Genomic DNA, 18592 nt, shown 5'->3' with positions numbered 1-18592 from the left:
TTATAGGGTTTTTATACTGCCAGTGGGGGATTGCTATGGCAAACTCAAACTAGGGACAATATAGGAGATCCAACTTTGCAACAAATGACCGAAAATCAGACGAATACTCCGCCAACCATAACCCGTAAAATCTTACTGACAGATTGTGCCGATGCCCAAGGCTTAATTGCTAAAATCACCAGCGTTTGTTTTAACCATAAGCTTAATATCATCAAAAATAGTGAGTTTGTCGACAATGCCCAAGGACGCTTTTTTATGCGTACTGAATTAGAAGGCATTTTTAACAGCGAACAGTTATTGCAGGATCTGCGACAAGTGCTGCCTGCGAAAAATCATATGACCTTAGTCAGTGCTGGAAAAAAACGTATTGTGGTGTTGGTGACAAAAGAAGCCCACTGTTTAGGCGACTTACTCATGAAAGCCTATTATGGTGGCCTAAGTGTCGAAATTACCGCAGTAGTGGGCAATCATGACGCACTACGTGAATTAACCGAAAAATTTAATATTCCCTTTCATCTGGTCAGCCACGAAGGCTTAGACAGAATTCAACATGAGCAAGCCTTATTAGCCGCGGTATCTCAATACGAGCCTGATTATCTGGTGTTGGCTAAATACATGCGGGTGTTAACCCCTGATTTTGTGGCGCAATATCCTAATCGAATTATCAATATTCACCATTCCTTCTTACCCGCCTTTATCGGCGCAGCGCCCTATCGACAAGCTTGGGAACGTGGGGTGAAAATCATTGGCGCGACAGCGCATTTTGTCAATAACTGCCTCGATGAAGGCCCCATTATTAAACAAGATGTCATCCCCGTCGATCACAGCTACAGTGCCTTAGAAATGGCGCGAGCAGGGCGCGATGTGGAAAAAAGCGTCTTGAGTAAAGCACTGCAATTAGTATTGAATGAACAAGTGGTTGTATACGGTAATAAGACCGTTGTGTTTTAAAGCGGTAAATAAAAAATGCCAAGACAAAATCTTGGCATTTACACTTAAATTTATAATAAGTTAAGCGCGAGCAGTTCAATCATTAGTCAACGATACGTAGTAACTCGTTAATACCAACTTTACTGCGTGTTTTTGCATCCACTTTTTTAACAATAATGGCAGCATAAAGACTGTATTTACCACAGGCTGACGGCAGGTTGCCCGACACAACGACAGAGCCAGCAGGGACGCGGCCGTAATGGACTTCACCCGTTTCGCGATCATAAATACGCGTACTTTGGCCAATATACACGCCCATTGAAATCACTGATCCTTCTTCAACCACAACGCCTTCAACAATCTCAGAGCGCGCACCGATAAAGCAGTTATCTTCGATAATCGTTGGGCCAGCTTGTAATGGTTCTAATACGCCACCAATGCCAACACCACCGGATAAATGTACATTCTTACCAATTTGTGCACATGAACCGACAGTCGCCCACGTATCAACCATAGTGCCTTCATCAACATAGGCGCCTAAGTTCACATAAGATGGCATCAATACGGTATTTTTACCGATAAAGGATCCTTTACGCACGGTAGCAGATGGGACTACGCGAATGGCTTCTGCTTTAAAACGTGCTTCGTCATATTCGGCAAATTTTAACGGCACTTTGTCGAAGTATTTGGTTTCAGCACCATCAATGACCACGTTGTCAAAAATACGGAATGACAGTAACACGGCTTTCTTTAGCCATTGATGTACATGCCATTGTCCGTCGATTTTTTCGGCAACACGCACTTCGCCTCTGTCGAGCATATTGATAACATTTTGCACATCGTTGCGAATGCTGGCATCGACTGTGCTCGGTGTGATATCGGCGCGCGCTTCAAACGCTGCTTCAATACGTTGGCGTAAAGCCTCCATTTATTTCTCCCACTGGTTTCGTTAATTAACGGATTCGATATTCTTTACATCCAGGGCGCTGATTAACGCTTCCCTGAGGGTGTTTTCTTGATGTTCATTGAGCTGTAAACCTTCATTAGTCTGCAGCATAAAAAAATCTTCGGCACGTTCACCAATAGTGGTGATCTTGGCCGCGAGCAATGTTGTATTGCAACGGTAAAAGATATCACCGACTTTAGCCAGTAATCCTGGGCTATCTAAGGCAATAAGCTCCATCATACTGGTCCCTTGACGGCTACTTTTAAGGAAGCTTACTTGTGTTGGAACATGAAACGGCTTCATCTTACGTGATAGTTTTCTAAAACGTGGCAATTTTGGACTATCACTTGTCAGCGCTTTTTCAAGGGCTTTACGCACACTTTGAATACGCGATAGCTGACTAACAGGCTCACCATTTTGCTCTAAAATAACAAAGGTATCGAGTGCGTAATTGTCTTTTGAGGTCATGATGTTAGCATCATGGACAGTAATGTTTTTATTGTCGAGTACCGCCATCACAGTGGCGAACAATTTAGGCCTATCTTGGCAATAAACAAATAATTCGGTACCGCCGCGAGTGGCATGTTTTGAAACGAGCACTAAAGGTTCGTCGAATTGCTTGTGTTTTAAAATGGCTTCACCGTGCCAAGCCAGTTGATTTGGCTGGTGGCGTAAAAAGTAATCGGCTTTAAAGCGCTGCCATAAAATATCCAGATCTTTTTCTTTGAACCCACGGCGTAGTAATTCTTTTTTTGCCTTCGCTTGAGATTCGCGCACCCGCGCTCGAATGTCGACCGGCTTTTCTTTACCGCGAGCGAGTACTCTTTGGGTCGAAAAATATAAATCTCGCAGTAGCGAGCCTTTCCAGCTATTCCAGGTTTTTTCGTTGGTGGCGCAGATATCGGCTACGGTTAAGCAGTATAAATAACTTAGATGCACGGCATCGCGCACTTTGCTCGCAAAGTCGGCAACCACATCGGGATCAGAAATATCACGGCGCTGGGCGGTAATTGACATCACCAGATGGTTTTCAACTAACCAAGCGACTAAGCGGCCATCATGATCGTTCAAGCCATGCAGTTTACAAAAGGCGAGGGCATCAACGCTGCCCAGCTTGCTATGATCACCGCCGCGGCCTTTGGCGATATCGTGAAAGATAGCGCCTAACACGAGTAAACCTTTTTTGGGTAATTGGTTGATAAGCACAGAGCCTAAAGGAAATTCTTCCTTTTGTTCCGCTTGTGAAAATCGTTCAATATTGAGCAGTAATCTGTGGGTATGTTCATCGACAGTATAAGCATGAAATAGGTCAAACTGCATTTGACCTTCAATATTGCGCCATGCCGGTAAATAGGCCGATAACACACCATGCTTATGCATTAAGGATAAGGCTACTATGCCGCGAGGATGGCGTAAAATCTCCATAAAGGCTTGGCGACAAAGAGGATTTTCCTGTAATGCCTGTGGCTGGGCGCGTCTAGCACGGCGCAGTGAACGTAGCGTTGGCGCGTAAATACTCTTGATGTTGGAGTTTTTAGCCACTAATAAAAACAGTCTAACAATTTCTTCACTACTATCGAATAGATCGTCGCTTAAGGCTTCAATGAAGGTGCCACGGCGTTGGTAGTGTTTGTCTATTGATTGGATTTCAAGTGCTTTTGTTTGGCCTAATGTGGCGCGCTTAAATAGCTGCAACAGCATTTCGTTTAGCTCCATCACCCGGCGAACCGTGCGATAGTAGCGTTTCATCATTTGTTCGACGGCAAGCTGAGTCGCATCTTCATAACCCATAAGCTCTGCTACTTGACGTTGTACATCAAACAGTAGGCGATTTTCATCGCGACCTGCTGTCATGTGCAGGGCAAAACGTAGGGTCCATAAAAAGGACTGGCATTCGAGCAGCTCTTCTAGTTCAGCGGGCTCTAAAAAGTCGTATTGGACTAATTCTTCAAGACGCGCGGCACCAAAATGGCGCATAGCCACCCAAGCTATCGTTTGGATATCCCGCAGGCCACCGGGGCAACTTTTGATATTAGGCTCAAGGTCGAAGGCACTGGCTCTGGCATGACGGGCATTTTGCTCATCACGTTTAGCGATAAAAAAGTCACTCGATGTCCAAAAGTCACCTTGGCGAATGGCATCATAAAGTCTGTCAAACAGGGATTCAGTACCAGTTAAAAAGCGGGCTTCGAGTAAGTTCGTGGCAATCGTGACATCGACTCGTCCTAAGCTAAGTGTGTCTTCTAAGGTGCGAACACTGTGGCCAATCTCAAGGTTTGCATCCCATAAAAAGGCGATGAATTGACTGAGGGCATTTTCAGCATCTGCACATAAGCTGTTATCGTAAAGGAAGAGTAAATCGATATCTGAATGAGGGTGTAATTCGCCGCGACCATACCCTCCTACTGCAATCAGCGCGATATCAAATCTATTGAGCCCAAGTTGGGCCCAAACGTGCTTGACAAGGGAATCGACAAACTGACAGCGCTGCAAGACCAGTTCAACAATTGGAGCCTTTGCTTGAAAACGGGCGAGCAAGGCTTGGTTTTGTTCGATAAGTGCTTGTTTAGCCAGTAGCGCTGTGTTCATTTAGTCCCTTGTTATTGCCATATATTAATGGTTGATAATTCGTGGAAAATCTTCTTCATTACGCAGTGTGAGCACTTCAACGCCTTTGTCTGTTACCAGTAAAGTGTGTTCCCACTGGGCAGAGTTTTTACCATCAGAGGTTGTTACCGTCCACTTATCCTCACGATCGAGTATGGTGGTGTGCCGACCCGCATTGATCATTGGTTCAATGGTGAAACACATGCCTGGACGTAAAATCGTGTTATCACCATTGCGATAATGCATGACCTGCGGTTCTTCATGAAACCCCGATCCAATACCGTGGCCACAATAATCTTGCACGATAGAGTATTTCTCAAGGCCTGTTTTGCTGGCTTTGATGAATTTTTCGATAGCATTGCCAATTTCGCCCAGTTTTAGGCCCGGACGAACCTTACGAATTGCTAAGTACAGGCTTTCTTGGGCAATACGACATAAACGCTTATCTTTTGGACTGACTTCACCAATAAGAAACATTTTTGAGGTGTCGCCGTGGTAACCGTCTTTAATGACAGTGATATCGATATTAAGAATATCGCCGTCTTTCAATGGCGGATTATCGTTGGGAATACCGTGGCAAATAACATTATTGATCGAAGTGCAGATAGATTTAGGAAATCCATGGTAATTAAGTGGCGCAGAAATGGCGCCTTGTTCTTGCGTATATTGAGCGCAAATATCATTGAGTTCGTTGGTGGTTACGCCAGGTTTTACATAAGGGGCGATCATTTCCAATACGTCGGCAGCCAGTTTACCCGCAGCCCGCATTTTCTCAATTTCTTCAGCTGTCTTAATGACGATACTCATTGCGTTTTCTCTTCTGTCTTAAATGTTCGGTGGCGGCGCAATCTAACGCAAAAATTTGTGCTTTAGAGCTATTTATGGTATAAAGCGCGCCGTTATGTTTAAGTCTTGATGGATTGTCCTCGCCGGCTTTATGCTCAGTTTGGATGGTAGCAAGACTAAATATTGCGGCCATTATACATGGCAATTTGTCTAAATACTAAATCACACACGTATCGACACATTCTTCGGGGTGCCCTAAGTGGTTATATAAGGGGTCGAAGACATGGGATGCGTGGAGGTCTAACCCCCTAAATTTTAAGGTAATAGAAATGACTACAGTTTCAATGCGCGATATGCTTCAGGCCGGTGTCCACTTTGGTCACCAAACCCGTTACTGGAACCCAAAAATGAAGCCATTCATTTTCGGTGCTCGCAACGGTGTTCACATCATCAACCTTGAGCATACAGTGCCAATGTTCAATGAAGCCCTTGCTTTCATCAGCAACGTAGCTTCAAAGAAAGGTAAAGTATTATTCGTTGGTACTAAACGTGCTGCTGGCGAAGCGATCAAAGAATCTGCTTTGTCTTGTGATCAGTTTTATGTTGATCACCGTTGGTTAGGCGGCATGCTGACTAACTGGAAAACAGTTCGTCAGTCAATCAAACGTCTGAAAGAGCTGGAAGTACAGTCAGTAGACGGTACTTTCGACAAGCTGACCAAGAAAGAAGCGCTGATGCGTACTCGTGAGCTTGAAAAGCTAGAAAAATCTTTAGGTGGTATTAAGAACATGGGCGGCCTGCCAGACGTATTATTCGTCATCGGTGCTGACCATGAGCATATCGCGATTAAAGAAGCTAACAACCTGGGTATCCCTGTTGTTGCAGTTGTTGATACTAACTCTGCGCCAGATGGTGTTAATTACATCGTTCCTGGTAACGACGACGCTATGCGTGCTATCCGTCTGTACACTTCTTCTGTTGCTGCTGCTGCGAAAGCTGGCCGTGGTCAAGATTTGGCTGTTCAAGCTGAGCAAGACGGTTTCGTAGAAGCCGAATAATAATAAGGCGCGATGATTATCATCACCCTTATTAACCAAGTTTTTTGATTGGTTAACAGGGGCCATTGTGCCCCTGTTTTATATCTGCAAATTAGTCGATTTTTTTATAGAGGATTTAACAATGGCAATTACTGCTGCCCAAGTTAAAGAACTGCGCGACCGTACTGGCGCAGGCATGATGGATTGTAAAAACGCACTGACAGAAACTGACGGCGACATGGAGTTAGCAATTGACAACATGCGTAAGTCTGGTGCTGCCAAGGCTGCTAAAAAGGCCGGTAATATCGCGGCTGACGGCACAATTCTAATTAAGAATGGCGAAGGTTTCGCTGCACTGTTAGAAGTTAACTGCCAAACAGATTTCGTAGCTAAAGATTCAAACTTCTTAGGTTTTGCTAATGCAGTATTAGATGTTGCTGCAGCGTCTAAAGTGACTATCGAAGACTTAAAAGCACAGTTTGAAGATGCCCGTGTTGCATTGGTGACTAAAATCGGTGAAAACATCAACATTCGTCGTGTTGAATATATCGATGGTGCTAACCTTTCTTCTTACCGTCACGGTGAGCGTATTGGTGTTGTTGTTGCTGGTAATGCTGACGAAGAAACATTAAAGCATATCGCAATGCACGTTGCGGCTTCTAAGCCTGAATTCGTTAATCCAGAAGATGTTCCTGCAGATTTAGTGGCAAGAGAACGTACTCTGCAAATCGAAATTTCAATGAACGAAGGCAAATCTGCTGAGATCGCTGAAAAGATGGTTGCTGGTCGTATGAAGAAGTTTACTGGTGAGATTTCTCTTACTGGCCAAGCTTACATCATGGAACCAAAGAAAACTGTTGGCGAATTCTTGAAAGAGAAAGGCGCTACAATCACTAACTTCGTTCGTTTAGAAGTCGGTGAAGGTATTGAGAAAAAAGAAGAAGATTTCGCAGCTGAAGTTGCTGCTCAAATCGCTGCTTCTAAAAAGGCTTAATAGCCTACGCTAAATACCCCAAGACCGCGGCAATAGCTGCGGTCTTGTTATACCAGGATAAAAATTATGAGCACCAATCCAAAACCCGCATTTAGACGCATTCTTCTCAAATTAAGTGGCGAAGCGCTGATGGGCGACGAAGGCTTCGGCATCGACCCTAAAGTGTTAGATCGCATGGCTCAGGAAGTAAAAGAGCTGGTTGAACTGGGTATTCAGGTGGGCGTAGTTATTGGTGGTGGTAATCTGTTTCGCGGTGAAGGCCTGGCAAAAGCGGGTATGAACCGTGTGGTGGGCGATCGCATGGGTATGCTGGCAACGGTTATGAACGGCTTAGCCATGCGTGACGCCTTACACCGTGCCTATGTTAATGCTCGTCTGATGTCTGCTATCCCATTAAAGGGTGTGTGTGACGACTATAACTGGGCTGAAGCGATAAGCTTGCTAAAATCTGGCAGAGTGGTTATTTTTGCTGCCGGTACTGGGAATCCATTTTGCACCACCGACTCAGCGGCCTGTTTACGCGGCATTGAAATCGAAGCTGAAGTTGTGCTGAAAGGCACAAAAGTTGATGGTGTATACTCCGAAGACCCAATGAAGAATCCAGATGCTGTTAAGTATGATGAAATGACTTACACAGAGATTCTGGAAAAAGAATTAAAAGTAATGGACTTAGCGGCCTTTACTATGGCGCGAGATCATGACATGCCTATTTTAGTCTTCAACATGAATAAGCCTGGCGCGCTACGCCGCGTTATTATGGGTGAAGAAGAAGGCACATTGATCAGAGCGAAAAAAGTTATTTAATGACCAAGAAGGACATTTAACGTGATTGAGAACATTAAGAAAGATGCGCAAGAACGCATGGGTAAATGTGTAGACGCGACTAAAAATCAAATGGCGAAAGTGCGTACGGGTCGTGCTCATCCAAGCCTGCTTGATTCTATTCAAGTGTCTTACTACGGCACGATGACACCGTTAAACCAAGTGGCAAACGTGGGTATTGAAGATTCTCGTACGCTATCGGTAACCGTATTTGACCGTAGCGCTATTCAAGCCGTTGAAAAAGCGATTATGAGCTCAGATTTAGGTTTGAACCCTATGTCTGCAGGGGCCACTTTACGTATTCCATTGCCTTCTCTGACTGAAGAACGTCGTAAAGATTTCATTAAAGTGGTACGTAACGAAGCTGAAAACGGTCGTGTTGCCATTCGTAACGTGCGTCGTGATGCAATTTCTGAAGTTAAAAAACTTGAGAAAGCTAAAGCGTGTACTGAAGATGATGTTCGCCGCAGCGAAGAAGAAGTGCAAAAATTCACCGATGCTCACATTAAAAAGATTGATGAAATTTTAGCGGCCAAAGAAATTGAGTTGATGGAAGTCTAATCTCAGTTCGAGAAGCTAGAGTTGATGCGCCGTGTAGGGGTATACTACACGGCGTTTGTCTATTTTAAAGGGCTGTATTAAATGTCATCCACAGTGGAACTTGATCCGTACCCTAGATCAAATGAGAGCAATTTATGCACTCAAACGACCTTGCCTGGACAATTGCCCGAACTGGTTAACCAGTTGTTACCCAAACACGTTGCCATTATTATGGATGGCAATGGACGCTGGGCTCAACTCCAAGGTAAACCACGCGTCATGGGACATAAGGCCGGTGTTAAGGCCGTGAGACGAGCCGTCAGTACGGCAAGCCTACTAGGAATTGAATCGCTAACCTTGTTTGCATTTTCTAGCGAGAATTGGCGTCGACCTGACAAAGAAGTTAGCTTGTTGATGGAGTTGTTTTTTACTGTGCTGCAGCGTGAAATTAAGTTGCTGCATAACAACCAAGTTAAGCTCAATATTATTGGCGATATTAGCCGTTTTTCTGTGCGCCTACAAAAACAAATCGCTACAGCTCAAGAGAAAACATCCGGCAATACTGGCTTGATTCTAAATGTTGCAGCTAACTATGGTGGCCGTTGGGACATACTTCAAGCGGCACAAAAATTAGCACAAAAGGTCGAAACTGGTGAAATGAACAGCAGTCAGTTCACCGAAGAAGCCTTAAGTGAACATTTGTGCATGCAAAATCAGAGTGAAGTTGATTTAATGATCCGCACTGGCGGGGACTGCCGCATTAGTAATTTTTTACTGTGGCAGGCAGCTTATGCTGAATTGGTGTTTACCGACACCCTTTGGCCTGATTTTGATGAACAGGCTTTTCATGAGGCGATTGCCATTTTTGCAAGTCGTCAGCGTCGCTTTGGTTTGACTGGAAGTCAGATAGATGAAATGCGCGCATTGTAAAATCGCATGAGGGATTTTTTTTTGCTAAAACAACGAATAATAACAGCAGTTTGGTTAATTCCATTAGTCTTGGGTGCGATATTTATCCTCCCACCGAATTATTTTGCTTGGGCATTAGTTGCCGTATTTCTCATTGCTGCAAAAGAATGGGGAAGAATTATTGATAGTCAGTGTGACGTCACCCAATGGAGTTTTACCTGCACAATCGGAATCCTGTTGATTGCCATCAATCTCATCGTTCCGACCGAAGCAGTTTGGCTGAGCAATCAGTTACATCCTATTTATTTGGCGATCCTTTATATTGGTGCATTGTGGTGGGTCGTCTCATTATTTTTAGTGGTGACTTATCCTAAAAGTGCGGCGTTTTGGCAAAAAAATCCGATGTTTAAGTCGATGTTTGGCCAGTTAACATTAGTGCCTTGTTTTGTCGCACTAATAGCGCTTAAGTCTATTAGTTCGCAAGCCTCAGCGTATTTTGGTCCCATTTTAGTACTGCTGGTGATGTTGGTTGTATGGGCCGCCGATTCTGGTGCTTATTTTGTTGGTAAAGCGATAGGTAAAACTAAACTGATGCCGGCGGTAAGTCCTGCGAAGACCCTTGAGGGCTTACTTGGAGGTTTAGTGACGACTATGCTAGTGGTTGCTGGCGTGATGTATTACTCTCCAGAGCAAGAACTCGGCTTAGTGGTTGCAGTGACCTTATTTGTTGCCTTAGTTTCAGCACTCGGTGATTTATCTGAGAGTATGTTTAAGCGTGCGGCTTGCATTAAAGATTCTGGCACTATTTTACCCGGTCATGGTGGTGTGCTCGACCGCATCGACAGTCTAACAGCAGCTTTGCCAGTGTTTACCTTGATCTACATTGTATTCTGGATGTAACGCTATGCAAAATATGGTGATATTAGGGGCTACCGGTTCTATTGGAGCCAGTACCTTAAGCGTGATTTCGGTTAATCCATCGGCTTATTGTGTTTATGGATTAGTGGCTAATACTAGCGTAGATAAGATGCTCGCTTTGTGCGTGGCACATCGGCCGAAAGTAGCACATATGATGGATGAGGCAGCTGCAAAGCAGTTACGTGCTGCTTTACCGTCTGCGCTTAATATCAAAGTCACCACTGGCATGAACGATTTACTCGGTTTAGTCACGGCGGCTGAAGTCGATACTGTAATGGCCGCGATTGTTGGCGCGGTGGGACTAGTGCCCACGCTAGAAGCCGTTAAAGCAGGCAAACGGATATTATTGGCCAACAAAGAAGCTCTGGTGATGTCGGGCGAGTTATTTATCGAGGCGACCAAGCGTTCTGGTGCAGTGCTCTTACCTGTTGATAGTGAGCATAATGCTATTTTTCAGTGTTTACCCCAAGAAGTTCAGGCTAATTTAGGTCGTTGTGATTTAACCGCATCAGGTATCTCACATATTTTATTAACGGGCTCTGGTGGTCCGTTTTTGCATTCAGATCTTGCAACGCTTGGGGCTATGACGCCAGCTCAAGCATGTAAACATCCTAATTGGTCGATGGGACCTAAAATATCTGTCGATTCTGCCACTATGATGAATAAGGGCTTAGAGTTTATTGAGGCGCGCTGGTTGTTTAATACTGGGACTGAGCAACTTAAAGTCGTTATTCATCCGCAAAGCGTTATCCATTCTATGGTGCAATACCGCGATGGGTCAGTCATTGCTCAGATGGGGAACCCCGATATGCGTACACCCATTGCCCACTGTATGGCTTATCCGCAAAGAATTCACTCCGGTGTTGAACCTTTAGATTTTTTCAAAGTCGGACAGTTAAGCTTTTGTGAACCTGACTTTAATCGTTTTCCCTGTTTAGCATTGGCCATGGAGGCATGCGCCCAAGGCCAAGAGGCAACAACCGTATTAAATGCGGCCAATGAAATAGCAGTTGAGGCTTTTTTGCAGGGACAAATAGGTTTTACGCAAATTGCCAAAGTGAATGAAGCGTGTTTGGTGACAGTGCCTAAACGGCCAATGGCGAGCATAGAAGATATTTTAGCACTAGACGCTCAAACCCGCGTTTATGCACGTGAAACATTAACAAGCATAACTTAGCTATAGCTGAGTGATTTAATCAAGGATGTAAGGAGTGGGATGTTAGATTTTTTATGGAACTTGGGTTCTTTCATCGTTGCATTGGGTTTGCTCATTACCGCCCACGAGTATGGCCACTTCTACGTTGCACGTCGTTGCGGCGTTAAAGTCGAACGTTTCTCCATTGGCTTTGGTAAGGCGATTTGGCGTCGGGTTGGTAAAGACGGTACTGAGTATGTGTTAGCCATGATCCCGCTGGGTGGCTATGTTAAAATGCTCGATGAGCGTGTTGAAGAGGTTCCTGAGGAATTAAAACACCAAGCATTTAATCGCAAAACAGTATGGCAGCGCATTGCGATTGTGGCCGCGGGACCAGTAGCGAATTTTATCTTTGCTATTGCTGCTTTATATTTGATGTATTTAATAGGTGTGCCGTCGCTTAAGCCCGTTATTACATCGACAATACCTGAAACTTCTGCCGCGCAAATTCAAGTTACAGAGCCTATGCTAATTACCGCGATTTCGGGTCAAGCCGTGCGTAATTGGGAGGAAGTCAATTTAGCCTTAGTAGGACACATCGGCGATGATAGCGTGAGCGTATCGTTGACGCCTTTAAACGGTTTGCAGGGACTTGATTCTAATGATAAAACCTATCAACTCGATACGCGTAATTGGCATTTTGACCCAGAGAAAGAATCCCCAATAACGGCTTTAGGCTTAGGTATTTATCGTCCCGAAATTGTGCCTACCGTTGCGGCAATTAGTCCTGATAGCGCTGCTGCAAATAGCGAGCTAAAAGTGGGGGATACCTTAGTCGCGATAAATGGTGAAAATTATACCGATTGGCAGGCTTTTGTTGACATTATTCAACATTCTGCCAATGTGCCTGTGAGTTTAACTGTGCGTCGTAATGGTGAACAATTTAACCTAGCAGTAACACCGTTAAGCAGTAAAAATGCAAATGGTCAACAAATCGGCGTGCTTGGTGTGAGCCCAACACAAGCACAATGGCCAGACAATATGCGTTTACAACTTGAATATGGACCAATCGATTCTTTTGGTATTGCAGCGGATAAAACATGGCAACTCGTTGCTGTGAGCTTTAAGATGATTGGCAAATTATTTACCGGCGATGTGTCGGTGAAAAACCTGAGTGGACCTATTTCAATCGCACAGGGTGCGGGCAGTAGTGCAAACTATGGCTTGGTCTATTTTCTCAGGTTCCTCGCGCTCATCAGCGTCAATTTAGGCATCATTAATTTGCTGCCTTTACCTGTGCTCGATGGGGGACACTTGCTGTATTACTTTATTGAAGTAATAACTGGTAAACCTGTATCTGAAAAGGTGCAGGAAATAGGATTCAGGTTTGGGGCAGCGATATTGCTGATGTTGATGAGCATTGCGCTTTTCAATGATTTTGCCCGACTCTGAGCAAGGACAGACTAATAATTAGAAGTGCTCTATGAGATTGAATAAACTTTTTGCCTCGATGTTATTCGTCGGTGCGTCGTTTTCAGGGACTGTGTTGGCTGATACTTTCCAACCGTTTGAAGTGACCGACATCCAAGTTGAAGGTTTGCAGCGAGTTGCACTCGGTGCTGCCCTATTAAGCTTACCAGTAAAAGTAGGTGACACTGTTGACCAGTTAAGAGTGCAACAAGCCATTAAAAGCTTGTATGCCTCGACTAACTTTGAAAATGTGACTGTGAGCCGAGATGGCGGTGTATTAGTGGTGAAAGTCACTGAACGTCCCACGATTAGCGCAGTGACATTTGATGGCAACAAAGACATTAAAGACGAACAGTTACAAGAAAGTCTGGACGGTTCTGGCGTTAAAGTCGGTGAATCACTCGATCGCACTATGTTGACCGGTATTGAAAAAGGTCTGCAGGATTTCTACTATGGCGTGGGTAAATACGGCGCGAAAGTAGAAGCACAAGTGATCAATTTACCGCGTAATCGGGTAGAGCTTAAATTTAAGTTCACCGAAGGTTTGGCGGCCGAAATTCGCCAAATTAACGTAGTCGGTAATCATGAGTTCACTGATGCCGAGCTGATTGGCATGCTAGAACTTAAAGATTACGTGGCTTGGTGGGATTTGTTTGGTGAGCGTCGTTATCAGAAGCAAAAATTGCAGGCTGATCTTGAGACCATCAAAACCTACTATCACAACAAAGGTTATATCCGCTTTGAGGTCACCTCGACTCAAGTAGCGATGACACCTGATCGAAAAGGTCTTTATATCACTATCAACGTGAATGAAGGTGAAAAATATAAAGTTAAAGCTGTCAACTTGACTGGCGATTTGATGGGCCGTGAAGAGTTGATGCAATCAATTCTGCCAATCAAGACTGGTGATATGTACAACGGCGGTGATGTTACGTTTACCGAAGAAATGTACAGCAAATATCTAGGCCGTTTCGGTTATGCCTACCCAGAAGTTAAAACTTACCCTGAAATTGATGATAAGACGAAAGAAGTCACCTTAAACATCAACATTAAACCCGGTAAGCGTGTTTATGTTCGCGCCATTAACTTCACTGGTAATACCGTTACTAAAGATGAAGTGATGCGTCGTGAATTACGCCAAATGGAAGGGGCTTGGTTAAACTCCGCACAAGTTGAGCAATCGAAAGCACGATTAAATCGTTTAGGCTTTTTTGAAACCGTTGATACTGAAACGATTCAAGTGCCAGGCACGGATGATTTAGTTGATATCGCGGTTAAAGTAAAAGAGCAGCCATCAGGCTCCTTTAACGCGGGTGTAGGATATGGTACTGAGTCAGGACTTAGCTTGCAGTTTGGTGTACAGCAGAGCAACTTCTTAGGCACAGGCAATCAAGCGGGTATTAGCATGAGTACTAACAAGTACTCTAAAAACGTTAACTTGTCTTATACCGATCCGTACTGGACAAAAGATGGCGTTAGTTTAGGTGGGAGTGTTTATTGGAGTGAATTTGACGCCAATGAAGCCAACTTAGAACGTTATAAAAACAGTTCTTACGGCGTTGCGCTGAACTCGGGTTTCCCCATCAATGAATACAACCGTATTAATGGTGGCATAGGTTATCGTCATAACACGATTTCAGAAATATCAGCCTATGAGCAAGCATTGCGTTTTTATAATATTTATCGCGCTGATGATCCTGATGCTGACTTAAGTTTTGATAACTTTGAACTGAGTTTAGGTTGGTCCCGTAGTACGTTAAACCGTGGAACTTTCCCTACAGATGGTTCATCACAGCGTTTGAATGGCAAGATGACAGTGCCTGGATCGGATTTACAGTACTTTAAGACCGATTTTGACACTAACTACTATTTCCCTGTTAACCGTAGTCACAGCTTTGTGCTCTTGGCTCGTGGTCGCTTAGGCTATGCTAATGGCTATGGTCAGTATAATGACAACGACCAAATATTACCGTTCTGGGAAAACTATTACTCAGGCGGTAGCAGCTCACTGCGTGGCTTTAAGTCTAACTCAGTTGGACCACGTTCATTCTATCTCTATCGAGGTAGTGAACCATGTGCACCGGATCCATCAGGCGATGGTTGTAGCTTACCGGGCGATCCTAACAGTATTAGCGTAAGTTCTGGCCGTTCTATTGGTGGTAACGCAATTGCAACTGCGAGCATGGAGTTGATTGTACCTACACCATTTTTAGATGAAGCTTACTCGAACTCTGTACGTACCAGTCTCTTCTTGGATGCGGGTAACGTTTGGGATACCGAGTTTGATTTAGATCAGTATCAAACGCTTCCTGCTGAAGAGTTTGCTAAGTTGCAAGATTACAGCGATCCAGAGCGTCTGCGTGCATCATGGGGCCTTAGTGTACAGTGGTTGTCACCTATGGGACCTATGGTGTTTAGCTTAGCCTGGCCGCTTAAAGAATATGAAGGCGATCAGACAGAGATCTTCTCTTTCAATATTGGCAAAACTTTTTAAAAAGCATACACTCGGCAGGTTTTGCTGATAATAACAAGGTAACAAGGAGTTTATTTTGAAAAAGATGGTAAATCGCGCGCTGATGACGTTAATTTTGCTAGGCGCGCCATTAGTGGCACATGCTGAGAAAATTGCTGTAGTGGATATGGGCGCTGTGTTTGAACAGCTTCCACAACGTGAACAGATCTCTCAATCTCTGAAGAAAGAGTTTGGCGATCGCATGGCTAGTGTGCAGAAAATGCAAGAAGAAATGCGTTCTCTCATGGAGAAGCAGCAACGTGACGGTGCATTGATGAATGATGCGCAAAAAACGGAACTGGTTCGTAAAATGGAATCGCTAAAATCAGAGTATCAGTTAAAAGGCAAAGCATTGGACGAAGATTTACGTCATCGCCAGGGTGAAGAGCAAAATAAACTGTTAGAAAAGGTTCAGAAAGCCATCAACATTATCGCTGAAAAAGACCAATATGATTTGGTATTGCAACGTGGTGCTGTTATTTATGTCAAGTCTAACGCTGACATCAGTAGCAAAGTGGTTGAAGCCTTAAGCAAAGGCAAGTAATAGATGAAAAGTGTGACTTTAAAAGAGCTAAGTCTGCTACTTGATGGTGATATTCAAGGTGACGAAACGTTGTTTTTTAATAGCGTAGCGACTTTGGAACATGCCAAGCCGGATCAAATCTCTTTTTTAGCCAACAGTAAATATCGCTCTCAGCTTGAGATGACTCAAGCGGGAGTGGTGTTATTGTCAGCTAAAGATGCGCAGGATTTCCAAGGTACTGCGTTAATTGTAAAAGATCCCTATGTGGCTTTTGCCCGTGTAGCCCAATATTTAGATACCACACCTAAAGCTGCTGTGGGTATTCATGCCTCAGCACAAATAGATTCGTCAGCCCATTTAGGTGAAGGCGTTGCTATTGGTGCGAATGCGGTGATTGGGGCCAATGTAATTCTTGGTGAAAATGTGCAAGTTGGTGCTGGCTGCGTAGTCGGTCAAGATGTCGTTATTGGTTCTGAAACTCGTTTATGGGCCAATGTCACTGTCTACCATGATGTGCAGCTAGGACAAAATTGTATTATCCATTCTGGCACGGTATTGGGCTCAGATGGTTTTGGTTATGCCAATGAACGTGGTCAGTGGATTAAAATTCCGCAGATAGGCGGCGTTCGTATCGGCGATCGGGTTGAGATTGGTGCTAATTCAGCGGTAGATCGCGGTGCATTAGGTAATACAGAGATACACAATGGTGTGATCATTGATAACCTAGTACAAGTTGCCCATAACGTCATTATTGGCGAGAATACCGCAATAGCAGGCTGTACCACGATTGCAGGCAGTGTCACCATAGGTAAATATTGTATTATTGGTGGTAGTAGTGCCATCGCAGGTCATTTGAGCATTGCTGATGGCGTGCATGTCTCTGGTGCGACTAATATTACCAGTACCATGCGTGAGCCGGGGTTATACTCTTCTGCTACTGTGGCTATGGACAATAAACTTTGGCGTAAAAACACAGTTCGTTTCCGTCAGTTAGATGAACTGTTTCAACGTGTTAAAACGTTGGAAAAAAATTTAAAAACACCAGATTAATTGCTCCAGAGCAATTTGAGGAACTCGGTTCGTGTCTAATCAAATGAACACTATGGATATTAAAGAAATTCTTCAATATCTACCCCATAGATATCCATTTCTATTGATTGATCGTGTGCTGGATTACACCCCAGGTGTCAGTCTGCATGCGATTAAAAATGTTTCAATCAATGAGCCATTTTTTCAGGGACACTTCCCCGTACAACCGGTAATGCCCGGCGTGCTTATTTTAGAAGCGATGGCGCAAGCAACAGGGTTACTTGCGTTTAAAACCATGAGTGATGATGTACCACCTCCGGGTGTTTTGTATTACTTTGCCGGCATCGACAATGCGCGTTTTAGACGCGTAGTTGAACCTGGTGATCAAATTCATTTTGAAGTGAAAATGATTAAAGAGCGCCGTGGAATAGGTGTTTTTCATGGTGAAGCTAAAGTCGATGGTGAAGTAGTGTGCTCCGCTGAAATTATGTGTGCCCGCAGAGAGATTAGTCAGTGATAGATACATTAGCGTTTGTTCATCCCGATGCGAAAATTGGTAATAATGTTACGATTGGTCCTTGGACCTACATAGGTGCAGGTGTTGAAATCGGTGATGATTGCTGGTTAAGCTCACATGTGGTTGTTAAAGGTCCAACGGTTATTGGTAAAGGAAATCGTATTTTCCAATTCGCTTCAGTGGGCGAAGAATGCCAAGACAAAAAGTACGCCGGCGAACCTACACGATTGATCATGGGTGACAATAACGTCATCCGTGAACATGTAACCATCCATCGCGGAACCGTGCAAGATAACAGTGAGACTCGTATCGGCTCGAATAATCTGTTTATGAACTATGTACATATTGCCCATGACTGTGTGGTCGGGGACAATGTGATTATGTCTAATAACGCTTCTATCGCAGGTCACGTACATGTGGGTGACTGGGCTATTTTAGGCGGTATGACTGGCGTGCATCAGTTTGTGCATATTGGTGCCCATGCGTTTACTGCAGGTTGTTCTTTAGTGCTGCAAGATGTACCTCCTTTTGTGATGGCTGCGGGTCAACCGACTATTCCGCGTGGTTTAAATAGCGAAGGCATGAAGCGTCGTGGTTTTTCTAAAGAGAGCCAATTGGCAGTGCGCCGTGCTTATAAAACCTTATATCGCAGTAGTTTAACTGTTGAAGAGGCGATTGATGCGTTAACGGAAGATGCACAGAACGATGAGCAAGTGAAATTGTTCGTTGAATTTGTAAAATCCTCGGGTCGCGGCATTATTCGCTAACTTGACGATTGCATCGCAAACAAAAGGGCATTTAATGCCCTTTTGTATTATAAGCTTAAGCTTTTTTATGGTAAGAAATGTGTATCTTGAGATGTACTCATATCTAGTTATGCTCAATAAAAATGCACTTATCAATTAATGAGCTTAACC

Annotated in this window: 17 protein-coding genes; 14 read left to right on the top strand and 3 right to left on the bottom strand. The window is 44.1% G+C overall.

The window, feature by feature from the left end; translation table 11 throughout:
• The first annotated feature begins 84 nt into the window (after positions 1 to 84).
• Positions 85 to 951 carry a formyltetrahydrofolate deformylase gene (purU, locus tag BW947_RS02730; protein WP_083948130.1) on the top strand — a complete coding sequence of 289 codons (867 nt, stop codon included), beginning with the start codon at positions 85 to 87 and terminating at the stop codon, positions 949 to 951.
• An 82-nt stretch (positions 952 to 1033) separates the two neighbouring features.
• On the opposite strand, the gene dapD is transcribed toward purU, so the two are convergent.
• Genes dapD through map form a run of 3 tightly spaced genes read right to left on the bottom strand, consistent with a single transcriptional unit; the run spans position 1034 to position 5290 of the window.
• Positions 1034 to 1858 (bottom strand): 2,3,4,5-tetrahydropyridine-2,6-dicarboxylate N-succinyltransferase, encoded by an 825-nt coding sequence (gene dapD / locus BW947_RS02725; protein ID WP_076496794.1) that lies wholly within the window; start codon positions 1856 to 1858, stop codon positions 1034 to 1036.
• A 21-nt stretch (positions 1859 to 1879) separates the two neighbouring features.
• Positions 1880 to 4465: a bifunctional uridylyltransferase/uridylyl-removing protein GlnD gene (gene glnD, locus BW947_RS02720; protein WP_076496793.1), complete on the bottom strand. Its 2586-nt coding sequence runs from the start codon at positions 4463 to 4465 to the stop codon at positions 1880 to 1882.
• A 24-nt stretch (positions 4466 to 4489) separates the two neighbouring features.
• Complete coding sequence (map, locus tag BW947_RS02715; protein ID WP_076496792.1) at positions 4490 to 5290, bottom strand: type I methionyl aminopeptidase; 801 nt, start codon at positions 5288 to 5290, stop codon at positions 4490 to 4492.
• Between the two features lie 308 nt (positions 5291 to 5598).
• Between map and rpsB the strand changes: the two genes are divergently transcribed.
• The 13 genes from rpsB to lpxA all read left to right on the top strand — a co-directional run bounded on the left by rpsB (position 5599) and on the right by lpxA (position 18442).
• Positions 5599 to 6327 carry a 30S ribosomal protein S2 gene (gene rpsB, locus BW947_RS02710; protein ID WP_076496791.1) on the top strand — a complete coding sequence of 243 codons (729 nt, stop codon included), beginning with the start codon at positions 5599 to 5601 and terminating at the stop codon, positions 6325 to 6327.
• 121 nt (positions 6328 to 6448) lie between these two features.
• Positions 6449 to 7300, top strand: coding sequence for a translation elongation factor Ts (tsf, locus tag BW947_RS02705; RefSeq protein WP_076496790.1), 852 nt, complete (start codon positions 6449 to 6451; stop codon positions 7298 to 7300).
• Positions 7301 to 7366: 66 nt separating this feature from the next.
• Complete coding sequence (gene pyrH / locus BW947_RS02700) at positions 7367 to 8104, top strand: UMP kinase (RefSeq protein ID WP_076496789.1); 738 nt, start codon at positions 7367 to 7369, stop codon at positions 8102 to 8104.
• A gap of 21 nt (positions 8105 to 8125) precedes the next feature.
• Positions 8126 to 8683 carry a ribosome recycling factor gene (gene frr / locus BW947_RS02695; protein WP_076496788.1) on the top strand — a complete coding sequence of 186 codons (558 nt, stop codon included), beginning with the start codon at positions 8126 to 8128 and terminating at the stop codon, positions 8681 to 8683.
• 81 nt (positions 8684 to 8764) lie between these two features.
• Positions 8765 to 9592: an isoprenyl transferase gene (locus BW947_RS02690; RefSeq protein ID WP_076496787.1), complete on the top strand. Its 828-nt coding sequence runs from the start codon at positions 8765 to 8767 to the stop codon at positions 9590 to 9592.
• Positions 9593 to 9613: 21 nt separating this feature from the next.
• A complete protein-coding gene (locus BW947_RS02685; protein ID WP_076496786.1) occupies positions 9614 to 10471 on the top strand; it encodes a phosphatidate cytidylyltransferase in 858 nt (285 codons plus the stop codon).
• Between the two features lie 4 nt (positions 10472 to 10475).
• A complete protein-coding gene (gene ispC / locus BW947_RS02680) occupies positions 10476 to 11666 on the top strand; it encodes a 1-deoxy-D-xylulose-5-phosphate reductoisomerase (protein WP_076496785.1) in 1191 nt (396 codons plus the stop codon).
• Between the two features lie 39 nt (positions 11667 to 11705).
• Positions 11706 to 13076, top strand: coding sequence for a sigma E protease regulator RseP (rseP, locus tag BW947_RS02675; RefSeq protein ID WP_076496784.1), 1371 nt, complete (start codon positions 11706 to 11708; stop codon positions 13074 to 13076).
• Between the two features lie 31 nt (positions 13077 to 13107).
• The gene (gene bamA / locus BW947_RS02670; RefSeq protein WP_076496783.1) at positions 13108 to 15588 is read left to right on the top strand and encodes an outer membrane protein assembly factor BamA; all 2481 of its coding nucleotides are present in this window, start codon (positions 13108 to 13110) and stop codon (positions 15586 to 15588) included.
• 64 nt (positions 15589 to 15652) lie between these two features.
• Complete coding sequence (locus BW947_RS02665; protein WP_076496782.1) at positions 15653 to 16150, top strand: OmpH/Skp family outer membrane protein; 498 nt, start codon at positions 15653 to 15655, stop codon at positions 16148 to 16150.
• Positions 16151 to 16153: 3 nt separating this feature from the next.
• Positions 16154 to 17179, top strand: a complete 1026-nt coding sequence (gene lpxD / locus BW947_RS02660; protein WP_076496781.1) for a UDP-3-O-(3-hydroxymyristoyl)glucosamine N-acyltransferase — start codon at positions 16154 to 16156, stop codon at positions 17177 to 17179.
• A 31-nt stretch (positions 17180 to 17210) separates the two neighbouring features.
• A complete protein-coding gene (gene fabZ, locus BW947_RS02655) occupies positions 17211 to 17675 on the top strand; it encodes a 3-hydroxyacyl-ACP dehydratase FabZ (protein ID WP_076496780.1) in 465 nt (154 codons plus the stop codon).
• Positions 17672 to 18442, top strand: coding sequence for an acyl-ACP--UDP-N-acetylglucosamine O-acyltransferase (lpxA, locus tag BW947_RS02650; protein ID WP_076496779.1), 771 nt, complete (start codon positions 17672 to 17674; stop codon positions 18440 to 18442). The genes fabZ and lpxA overlap by 4 nt, the downstream gene beginning before the upstream one ends.
• Positions 18443 to 18592 lie beyond the last annotated feature (150 nt).

Origin of the sequence: Shewanella morhuae, from assembly GCF_900156405.1 — a bacterium.
GTDB lineage: Bacteria > Pseudomonadota > Gammaproteobacteria > Enterobacterales > Shewanellaceae > Shewanella > Shewanella morhuae.
The sequence above is the reverse complement of the archived record's forward strand: the minus strand, read 5'-3'. Positions and strand labels throughout refer to the sequence as shown.

Coding starts and splice junctions, on each gene's coding strand:
- purU (WP_083948130.1), top strand. CDS start 85: ATGACCGAAAATCAGACGAATACTCCGCCAACCATAACCCGTAAAATC.
- dapD (WP_076496794.1), bottom strand. CDS start 1,858: ATGGAGGCTTTACGCCAACGTATTGAAGCAGCGTTTGAAGCGCGCGCC.
- glnD (WP_076496793.1), bottom strand. CDS start 4,465: ATGAACACAGCGCTACTGGCTAAACAAGCACTTATCGAACAAAACCAA.
- map (WP_076496792.1), bottom strand. CDS start 5,290: ATGAGTATCGTCATTAAGACAGCTGAAGAAATTGAGAAAATGCGGGCT.
- rpsB (WP_076496791.1), top strand. CDS start 5,599: ATGACTACAGTTTCAATGCGCGATATGCTTCAGGCCGGTGTCCACTTT.
- tsf (WP_076496790.1), top strand. CDS start 6,449: ATGGCAATTACTGCTGCCCAAGTTAAAGAACTGCGCGACCGTACTGGC.
- pyrH (WP_076496789.1), top strand. CDS start 7,367: ATGAGCACCAATCCAAAACCCGCATTTAGACGCATTCTTCTCAAATTA.
- BW947_RS02690 (WP_076496787.1), top strand. CDS start 8,765: ATGTCATCCACAGTGGAACTTGATCCGTACCCTAGATCAAATGAGAGC.
- ispC (WP_076496785.1), top strand. CDS start 10,476: ATGCAAAATATGGTGATATTAGGGGCTACCGGTTCTATTGGAGCCAGT.
- rseP (WP_076496784.1), top strand. CDS start 11,706: ATGTTAGATTTTTTATGGAACTTGGGTTCTTTCATCGTTGCATTGGGT.
- bamA (WP_076496783.1), top strand. CDS start 13,108: ATGAGATTGAATAAACTTTTTGCCTCGATGTTATTCGTCGGTGCGTCG.
- BW947_RS02665 (WP_076496782.1), top strand. CDS start 15,653: ATGGTAAATCGCGCGCTGATGACGTTAATTTTGCTAGGCGCGCCATTA.
- lpxD (WP_076496781.1), top strand. CDS start 16,154: ATGAAAAGTGTGACTTTAAAAGAGCTAAGTCTGCTACTTGATGGTGAT.